This is a genomic window from Plebeiibacterium sediminum (assembly GCF_026013605.1).
GTDB classification, from domain to species: domain Bacteria; phylum Bacteroidota; class Bacteroidia; order Bacteroidales; family Marinilabiliaceae; genus Saccharicrinis; species Saccharicrinis sediminus.
Genome location: NZ_JAPDPJ010000134.1, coordinates 1 through 5068, shown reverse-complemented (window position 1 = coordinate 5068; position 5068 = coordinate 1). Strand labels below are relative to the sequence as shown.

General features: G+C 41.2%; 3 protein-coding genes. All 3 read right to left on the bottom strand.

Features of this window, described 5'->3' with window-relative positions:
* Nucleotides 1–3608, bottom strand: a 3608-nt coding sequence (locus OM075_RS24200; protein ID WP_301193139.1) for a strawberry notch-like NTP hydrolase domain-containing protein, incomplete at its 3' end; no start/stop codon positions are given.
* Complete coding sequence (locus OM075_RS24195) at nt 3586–4764, bottom strand: class I SAM-dependent methyltransferase (RefSeq protein ID WP_301193138.1); 1179 nt, start codon at nt 4762–4764, stop codon at nt 3586–3588. The genes OM075_RS24195 and OM075_RS24200, both read right to left, overlap by 23 nt.
* On the bottom strand, nt 4730–5068 hold a 339-nt coding region (locus OM075_RS24190), incomplete at its 5' end, for a hypothetical protein (protein ID WP_301193137.1). The genes OM075_RS24190 and OM075_RS24195, both read right to left, overlap by 35 nt.

The window sequence follows — 5068 nt, the reverse complement described above, 5'->3', positions numbered from 1 at the left end:
ATCTTGCTTTCTTCAACCGAAGCCCTCATATTGCCCGAAACCATTTCAAAACCATCCCGATTATTAACCAGGAGCTTCACCACTTCTTTATCGGTATAAATGGGAATATGCGTTTTGGTTTTCGGCATGATGACCTTGAAAGTGCCATCATAATGCCTGGCTATTGTAATCCTGTTTTCGGTGGCAATGGTAGCACCATTACGAAGGCTCATAATGTGCTTTTGCAGTTTGGCTATTGGAGCAACAACATAATTGTCTGCCTTATTATCGTTGTTGTCAGGCGACCATGCCTCGCTCATTAAAATGCCTTTCTGAACACCTCTGCCTTTGGTGGTGAAGCTCACCAACTTACCCGAAAAATCCGCAGAGCCTTGAAGTATGTTTCCTGTTACGATGTAACGGATTTGTCGGTCTGCCGTGAAGTCTTTAATGGCTTCATCCCAACGTTCAATCAAACTTTCTTTTTGACCTGTTGTGAGCTGCATACTACGGCTCATAACACGTTCAATTTCTTTGGCGGTATCACCCGAAGCAGGGAGAACGATGTATTTACGACTGTCCGATATGGCAAAACGAAGCTTCACCGATGAAGGAGCATAAGGATTCTTGCGCTTTGGGTTAATATCGAAACCAAGAAACATGCAGTATGAATTATCGCTACTATCGGTTTCAAAACTGACTGCCGGATAGAAATAACCATGACCGACTTTGAAGAATTTAAAGAAGTTGTTCAGGTATCGTTTACGGTTCTCGCTTTGTGTTTTGGTCTTGGTAATCTCGGCTTGTTTTCCTTCTTCAATTTCTTCAGTTCGTTCAGCAACATAATCCCTTTGGGCTGCTTTGTCATATACAGGAATTTTCTGATAACCTTTTTCATCGGTAATACCATTAAAAAGGTCTTTGTATTTTTCTTCCAACGCCTTTAAATCGTCAGATAACTTGTTTTGGACGAACTTTTCATGAGCTGAAACTATTTCTTCAGAAATGCTATCAGGGTGTTTGCTGCTTAGTTGTTTTTGAATCAGCTTTTCAAGTTCAGCCTTGCCATACGGCTTTTTAAGTACGTTACATTCACACTTTTCCAAATAAGTATCGTTACCAAAAACTGAACGTCCACCTTTCCCGGCAATTACCACTCGTTTTTCAAGGGATTCTGCTTTTAGGTTCAGGACTTCCACTTCAAGGTCGTACTCATCGGCTTGCTTGAGGTATTCGATGTAATCGTTATATCGCTCAATGACTTCCTGATAGAATTTCTCTTGTTCCTTAACCGATAAAACAGCCACACGCCCTGTTACTTTTGAAGCATCACCTTCGGATGGTGTCTCATCACTCTCTCTACCTTCAAATTTGAGCGGATTGTCCAGGGCTTTGTTTAGTTCCTCATTCTCCAACATGTATTGGCGAACCACTTTGTCACCGTATTTATTCAGAAAGTCATCGGATTCCAATTGTGATTTACTGCTTTTTTGGTTGGAAGTGGTATTGGCATCCAATGATTTTAGCTTCTTTTTGAGCATCATCATAAACCGCTTTTGTGCAGGAATAGACGAAATAATGTAATCGTAAATCGGTTTCATTATTTGCCCTGTACGGTTGATACGCCCACGCTTTTGAATTTCAGTATTGATGTTCAGTTCAGGTTGGAGTATCACCATCACACGCTGCTTAACCTTTTCCGCTGGCACCTTATCGGTGACAATGGCATGTGCCGAAGCTCCTGTTGAACCACTTTGATTAATCAGCAAACAATCAATTTCATTGTCATTGAATTGACGGAACAAGTCGGCTGTATTTTCCTTTTTTCGGCTCATCACCAAGGCGGTTGTATTCTTTGCTTTGGTGGAGTTATATTGTACGCAAAGCTTTCGCCCTGTAACTTCACCAACTGAATAGCCGGCTTCTTTAATTTTTTGGATTATCAAATCAAGTGGACTTATTGTAATGCCTGTTGAAGCCTGTTCGATTCTCCTGATTATATCATAATAAGCCAATTGAGCATCTTCCGATAAATCGGCAATATTGAACTGTTTGCCTTGTGATTCTCCGTCAATGTCCTTTTCGGTATAGCGAAGAACAGAATCCAATCCTTTTTCCAAAACGGTTGAGAAATCTCCGTTAATCACATCATCAGGTTTAGCCATTCCCTCTAAAAAGCTCCCCATCGTTGAAGCAAAGGCAATGATAGGTTTCTTACCTTCTTTCAACCTGTTTATGGCATGGTCGGCAACATCGGCAGCGTTTAGACTAAAAAGCAATTGATTGATAACGTTGAAGACCTTTGAGAAATACGGAATATTATCAACCCCGGCTTTTTCCGTTCCTTTGCGTGTTTCAACCTCTTTACTTTCTGCTGCTGCAATCTTATCAAGCTCATCAACTTGTTTGTTGATGTACTTCTCCTGGAACCCGATAATATCACGGATGATTGAAGTTACTTTGTCTGCGGTATCGGCTTGCTCTTTGGTTTTTTCTTTCAGCTCGATGTAGTTTACTTCTACACCTTCAAAAGAACGTTCACGCCTAATCATTTGCCCCTCTGAAACCAATTGGGCTGCTAATACTTCCTGCAATGCAACACCGCCTTTGGTGATGGCTTCCACCAAATCCTCTTTGCTCATATTGGCATCGCTCATAGAAGTCTTTTGAGCATAAATAGGCATGTTATCAGGTCGTTTTGCAAAGGTGGCAGATAGGAAACAAACGCCTTTGGTTTGCCTTAATACATCTTGCATAAACTCACCTGTATTGGAGCTTCCCGAAGCATTATGAGCTTCGTCCATGATTATGATATTGCCACTACTTGCAGCATTTAAAAACTCTTGTTTGGCTGGCTTTTTCGGCTGATTGAACTGCGAATAAGTGGCACAAACAAAATTGTAATTGTTGGGTACTTTCTTGCCCTTAATGATTCGCTCTTGTGTAGGTTTTTCGGGAGCTGTATATATGACTTCACCGCTTTTGTCCTTCACATTAGTTTTGCTCTCTTTTGTATTCACGATAAACGGAACCAAGGCGGAACTTCCAATGTCGGATAAATCCCGATAGAGGTCAGTAAACAGGTTGGGCTTTTCGGATAAAAACACAGGTTGAAGACCGCTTTTAACACCGTAGCGGATTAAAGCTGCTGCGGTTCTACCTTTGCCTATTCCTGTTTGGTCGCCAACAATAATTCCCTGGCCACGCTTCTCGATATTGTAAATGGCTAATGAAACAGCATCAATCTGTTCGCATGAAAGTGACTTTACAAGCTCGTCATTGTTGTAATCGAGTTTCTCGGCAACGTAGTCAAACAAGGGCATTCCGATACTTTTCTTTACTTTCCGTATAGCGATGTGCATTTCATGCCCCATTGAATCGGGAACGGTTGTATCCAGGATAAAACCTTTTTCGGCTGTTGGGATATATGCCATGCCCAGCCCTTTATGACCGAACATTCCCTGTAAATACTCATGCTCGTTCTGAGCCAGCTTTTGGGTGCGGACAAAGCTTTTATTGTTGTTGGTTTTAAAGCCCAATTCAATAAGCCTTGCCGATATATGTTTTGGTGGAACGCTACCAAACTTTATGGTAATGCTGTTCTTACTAAATGATACTACTTGTTTCATACTGCTTCTGTTTTATGAGAATTGCTTTTGCTCTCAACCTGGCTATGTTCTTGTTGATTTTCGTAAGAGTTCCTGGAGATGGTTGAAGTTGAACCCTGTCCCAAAGCTCTTCATGGGTATTGACAACGGTGCTGTGTAATTTATTTTTAAGCGGAGCAGCTACATCGGGAACTGCTTTTGCTCCATCAATCAGAATCAATCGGGTATTGATTGAAGTTCCTTGTCTGGAGTATAGCTTTTTGCCATTAATCGGGATAATATCTTCAACGTTGTAAAAGTGATAGAGGTAATTCAGGAAAATACGGTTAGTTCCAGCCGTAACCCGACCGTGTTCGTCCCAAGTGGTATGACCTCCAATTATTATAGCTGCCTTACCATCATCCTTCATGCAACGCAAAGCGTTTAATGCCATAGCATGTTCCAATCGCTTGATTTTAAACTTTCCGAAAAGTTCAGGTTGAGAAAGTGAACCAAATGGCGGATTTGTAACTATGCCATCAAAGGTTCTGTCATAAGCTGCCGGAGGTTTTAAGGCATCCCAAGAGCTGACCTTTGCAAAAGGTTGTTCTTTCAGATTGGCAAGCCTTACATCGTCCAGCTCGTTGACATGGGTATAGTGATAAGGCAAAGCAATGGTTAAAAGTCCGTTCCCTGCTGATGGCTCTAAGTATCTTGGAAAGTCGTTTTTATCATTGGTAAGGTGAGCATTGCCGACAATTTTACCCTTTGTGCTTCCTTTTACGATATTCTTAAAAGCTTTGTAGCCTGATAAACTACCTGATTTTAAGATATAACTCGATGCCAGGAACGAAATGGGTGCCGGAGTGGAATATTGCTGCATCAATACACTCATGCTTGTACGCATGGATAGGTTAACCTGTGATTGATACAGGGCTACAATATCAAGGTATTTTTCGTAAGTGGTCAGCGAACTGTCGTGTGCTATCTCTCTTGCATTAAGGATTATTGCCAGTTCTGTAAATTCTTTCACCAAGTTTTTATTGGCAATACCGAAGCTTTTGGCAATGCTTTCAATAGTGGTTTTAGAGTGCTTACGTTCCGCCTTTAAATCCTCACGAATCCTTGATATGTAGCCCTTTTTATCCATGAACAAACAAGAACTACATGATTGTGTGAGCCAAATAGAAAAGACCAATGAATATCTCTGCTGCCATTGTCAGCTCCAAACACCAAATTCGCTTATCGGCAAAGCCTGTTGCAATTAAAGCTGAAATAGCGATGATAATAGTGTATTCGATATTGCCGAAGCTGAAATAATAGCTTAATCCAAGGAGCGCAAAACCGCCAATTGCTGATATATAGTGAGCAATACGGATAAACAGGTTACGTTTAAAATCGGAGAATACACCGACTAAAAAGATTCCGATACCGCCTCCGATAACCCACCAATCGGCAGATTCTTTAATGAAAATACCTGTAATGATGATGGCCAGTCCACA